This is a genomic window from Anoxybacillus sp., from assembly GCF_036834105.1.
GTDB lineage: Bacteria > Bacillota > Bacilli > Bacillales > Anoxybacillaceae > Anoxybacillus.
Genome location: NZ_DAITON010000159.1, coordinates 1 through 4,409, shown reverse-complemented (window position 1 = coordinate 4,409; position 4,409 = coordinate 1). Strand labels below are relative to the sequence as shown.

At 43.8% G+C, this 4,409-nt stretch carries 5 protein-coding genes; 3 read left to right on the top strand and 2 right to left on the bottom strand.

The window, feature by feature from the left end:
- Positions 1–26: 26 nt before the first annotated feature.
- The gene (locus V7Z64_RS11995) at positions 27–194 is read left to right on the top strand and encodes a hypothetical protein (protein WP_297991045.1); all 168 of its coding nucleotides are present in this window, start codon (positions 27–29) and stop codon (positions 192–194) included.
- A gap of 23 nt (positions 195–217) precedes the next feature.
- On the opposite strand, the gene V7Z64_RS11990 is transcribed toward V7Z64_RS11995, so the two are convergent.
- A complete protein-coding gene (locus V7Z64_RS11990) occupies positions 218–421 on the bottom strand; it encodes a hypothetical protein (protein ID WP_297991043.1) in 204 nt (67 codons plus the stop codon).
- A 381-nt stretch (positions 422–802) separates the two neighbouring features.
- Here V7Z64_RS11990 and recU point away from each other — a divergent pair, with 381 nt between their 5' ends.
- Together recU and V7Z64_RS11975 are read left to right on the top strand one after the other, a co-directional pair.
- On the top strand, positions 803–1,402 hold the full coding sequence (recU, locus tag V7Z64_RS11980; RefSeq protein ID WP_297991041.1) for a Holliday junction resolvase RecU: 600 nt from the start codon (positions 803–805) through the stop codon (positions 1,400–1,402).
- Between the two features lie 15 nt (positions 1,403–1,417).
- A complete protein-coding gene (locus V7Z64_RS11975; protein ID WP_297991040.1) occupies positions 1,418–4,009 on the top strand; it encodes a transglycosylase domain-containing protein in 2,592 nt (863 codons plus the stop codon).
- A 23-nt stretch (positions 4,010–4,032) separates the two neighbouring features.
- On the opposite strand, the gene V7Z64_RS11970 is transcribed toward V7Z64_RS11975, so the two are convergent.
- Positions 4,033–4,409: YpoC family protein (locus V7Z64_RS11970; RefSeq protein WP_334110530.1), on the bottom strand; the 377-nt coding region annotated here is incomplete at its 5' end.

Below are 4,409 nucleotides of genomic sequence, written 5' to 3'. Positions count from 1 at the left end.
GTTAGCATGAAAAAGGAGGCAAAAACATGGGTCGAGGCGTTCATTTTCATCATAAGAAAAAAGGACATGAAAGCGAGAAACCAAAAAACGGAAAACCAGTCGTACCAAAGCAAAATGAAATCGTCGACTATGCCATTGACACAGTAGCAAACGAAACACATCGCCCAGTGACAATTGAACGTGTAAAAGAATAAAAGGTGGCCAACGCGCCACCTTTTTATATCGCAGGAACGAACATATACGTTTCTTTTTTTTCGATTCGTTGTTCCATGTTGTCGAGTTGGTGTGCAATATGTTGTAAGCTCGTTTGCTGCATATCGTAATGCGCATTCGTTTGTTCGGTTGTGCGCTCTTTTAATTTATTTTCTAACTGCTCAACTTCTTCGAACAATTGTTGCAATTGCATGTGAATATGTTCCATCCTCCAACTCCCCTTTCGTCCTTTGCTATACACATTCGCCATTTACGCTTTCCTCCCTTCTCGATTGACAAAACTAGAAAAAATTCGGCAAACAAAGTGTTACATGTACAAAATTCGACAAGCGGATGCGTATGTTTTTCATATGGTCGGCCAAAATAAAAAAGCGAAGGGAGGCATTCCGATGGCGAAAAAAGAACAAAAGAAAAAACAAAAGCCGAAGCAAGAAGAAACGACAGGCTTTGGCGACAAAAAGCTAGAAGGTCCAGACCGTCCTTCTACATAAGCAAAAGCGAGCTCATACGCTCGCTTTTTTCTAATTTTCGGGCAAATGACGAACATACAAACATATGGTATAATGATGAACATTCAAGGGGGGATGATATGTTTAAATATCCGAATGGGCGGACGTATGAAAAAAAAGAAGATGGAAAGACGTCGCGCGCTTGTACTTCTGATACGTACGGGAATCGTGGCATGACGCTTGAGGCGGATTTAAATGAAACGAACGCCTATTACTTAGCCCAAGGCATTGCTGTCATTCATAAAAAACCGACGCCTGTGCAAATTGTGCGTGTTGATTATCCAAAGCGAAGTGCTGCTGTTATTAAAGAAGCGTATTTTAAACAGCCGTCTACGACGGACTATAATGGAGTATACCGTGGAAAATATATTGACTTTGAAGCGAAAGAAACACGGAACCGCACATCATTTCCGCTTCAAAACTTTCATAAACACCAAATTGAACATATGAAACAAGTGTTAGCCCACGGAGCCGTTTGCTTCGTGATTTTGCGTTTTACGACGTTTGATGAAACATATTTATTGGATGCGCACCACCTTCTTGCATACTGGGAGCGAAAGGAACAAGGTGGTCGCAAATCCATGACAAAGGCGGAAGTGGAACGATGCGGCCATCTCATTCCGCTTGGCTATCACCCACGCATCGATTATATTCATATTGTGGACAAACTATATTTTTAGAATAGGAGGAACGATATGGCGAACTATCGTTCACGAACAGAACGAAAACAAGCAGAACAAAAAAAACAACGTCCGCGCGAACGGGGGCGATCGATCATGAAAAAAATTGTGCTCATCATGTTGCTTATTATGACGATCGGGATGTTCTCAGGTGTAGCGGCGTTTGCTTGGATGATTAAAGATGCCCCACCGCTTGATGAAACGTTATTACGCGATCCTTTAGCTTCAATCGTTTATGATGCAAACGGACAAAAAGTGGCGGAACTCGGGCAACAAAAACGAATTTACGTATCGTATAACGATATTCCAAAAGTGCTTGAACAAGCTGTACTTGCTACAGAAGATGCTCGCTTCTACGAACATCACGGGTTTGATATCGTGCGCTTTTTCGGAGCGGTACTAGCTAACGTTCGAGAAGGGTTTGGAGCAGAAGGTGGAAGTACAATTACACAACAAGTCGTAAAACTTTCTTTTTTAACGCCTGAAAAAACGTTGAAGCGTAAAGTGCAAGAGTTATGGCTTGCGATTCGGCTAGAGCAAAAATATTCTAAACATGAAATTTTGGAGATGTATTTAAACAAAATTTATTACTCAAGCCGAGCTTACGGTGTCGCTAAAGCGGCGGAAACGTACTTCGGAAAGAGCGACTTATCGCAATTAACGCTTCCAGAAGCAGCATTGCTCGCCGGCATTCCACAAAGTCCGAACAATTATAACCCATTTACACATCCTGAGGCGGCCGAAAAACGTCGAAACACCGTATTGTCGCTCATGGTAAAGCACGGGTTTATTTCGAAAGAGGAAGCAGAGGAAGCGAAAAAAGTACCTGTTCAATCACTATTAACTGAGAATAAGCAGCAAAGCGATATTCCGTATGATTCATTTATTGATCAAGTCATTGATGAAGTGACAGAAAAAACAGGATTAGACGTGTTTACAGCTGGCTTGCATATTTATACAACGTTAGATCCGAATGCTCAATCATACGTGGAACAGTTGTTGAATTCCAATGAAGTCATTCGTACAAACAAAGCCGATTTTCAGGCTGGTATTGCAGTTGTAGATACAAAAACGGGTGAAATTCGCGCCCTCGGCGGTGGCCGAAAAGAAGAAGGGGTAACATTCGGGTTCAACTATGCAACAGATACACGGAAGCAACCGGGATCCACAATTAAACCAATTATTGATTACGGCCCAGCTATCGAATATTTAAAATGGTCCACATATCATCAATTAAAAGATGAACCATATCAATATTCGGACGGTACGCCGATTAAAAACTGGGACGGCAAATACGAGGGGCAAATGTCGATGCGGACAGCTCTCGCTCGCTCACGCAACATTCCGGCGCTAAAGGCGCTTCAAGAAGTTGGATTAGAGCGGGCAAAAGAATTTGCGAATAAGCTCGGTATGGGCTTCGACGAAGTGCATGAGGCGTATGCCGTTGGCGGCGTTGGGAAAGGCGTCTCCCCTTTACAAATGGCGGGAGCATATAGCGCATTCGGAAACAACGGAGTTTACATTGAACCGCATGCAGTGAAAAAAGTTGTATTTCCAGATGGAACAGAAATGGATCTTCGCCCGGAGCCAAAAGCAGCGATGAAAGACTATACAGCGTTTATGATTACCGACATGTTAAAGACGGTCGTCCAATCTGGAACAGGGACAGCAGCAAACGTACCAGGTCTTCATATCGCTGGGAAAACAGGGACGACAAACTATGATGAAAAAGATCGTCGAAAATATGGGCTTGCAAGAGGGGCAGTACCTGACAGCTGGTTCGTCGGCTATACGCCAAACTATACAGCGGCCATTTGGACAGGTTTCAGCAAAAAAAGTAGCGAAGCATATTTATCAAAAGCTGAACAACAATATGCAAAACAACTATTTAAACGTGTCATCTCCCACATTGATGACGGCAGCGGTGGCGATTTTAAACAGCCAAAAAGCGTTGTCAAGCTCGCTATAAAAAAGGGAACAAATCCACCGAAACTAGCGAGCGAACATACGCCAAAAAGCGAAATAACGTATGAATATTTCGTTCGCGGATATGAAGAGCCGACTGAAGTTGCCCAAGATGAGCCTGAAGTTGTAGAACCAGTAAAAGACTTGCGCGCACAATACGATCCGACGACAAAAACGATTTCGTTATCATGGTCGTATACGATCGATCCAGAAAAAGACATGTCGTTTGAAGTGCGACAAACGATAGACGGGCGCACCCCAACCGTGATCGCGACGACAAAAGATTCACAGCTAACCGTTGAGGCAAAAGAAGGCTCGGTATACTTATTGGAAGTATACGTTGTAACAGCGGATGGAACGCGTAGCGCTCCTGCTACAGCGCTCGTTCAAATTCCAAAAGAAGAACCTCAACAACCAGAAGAAAATGAGTCACCAGGACAGTCGGGAAACGGAGACACCCCGGAGACGCCAACAAATCCGACAAATCCGACAAACCCGGCAAATCCGAACGAGCCGAATCCAAGCAATCCGGGGACGCCAACAAACCCGACAAACCCAAACGAGCCAAATCCGAACAATCCATCGGGGACGAATAACCAACAACGAAATGGAAATAATGATGGTGCGACAAATCGGCAATAACAAAAAAGAGACTGGGTATTTTCTCAGTCTCTTTTTTGTTTCGCGAGTTGCTTGTAAAACAGTTTTGTTAATTCAATAAATAACTCATCCAATTGAACGAACGAATGATGGAGCGCGGGGCGCGCGAAAATAAACGAGAGACGATCAACGACATTAAGTGGCCGAAGCAATAACGATTCCACTTCCTTTTCCCAACCGTTCACGTTGTTGACCGCTCGTCCATTAAGCCAACATAACGCACATAAAAAATAGCTTAGTCCTCGAACCATCGCGTCTTTCGCTTGTTTCGGTTGCCGTGCCGCAAACAGCGGAATGAGCTCCTTTTTCTCTTCCTCCCACAAGCTAAATATAGCGGGAATAGCTTGCTCTTTTTGTTGCCACGGCTTTTCCTCTTGCGTCA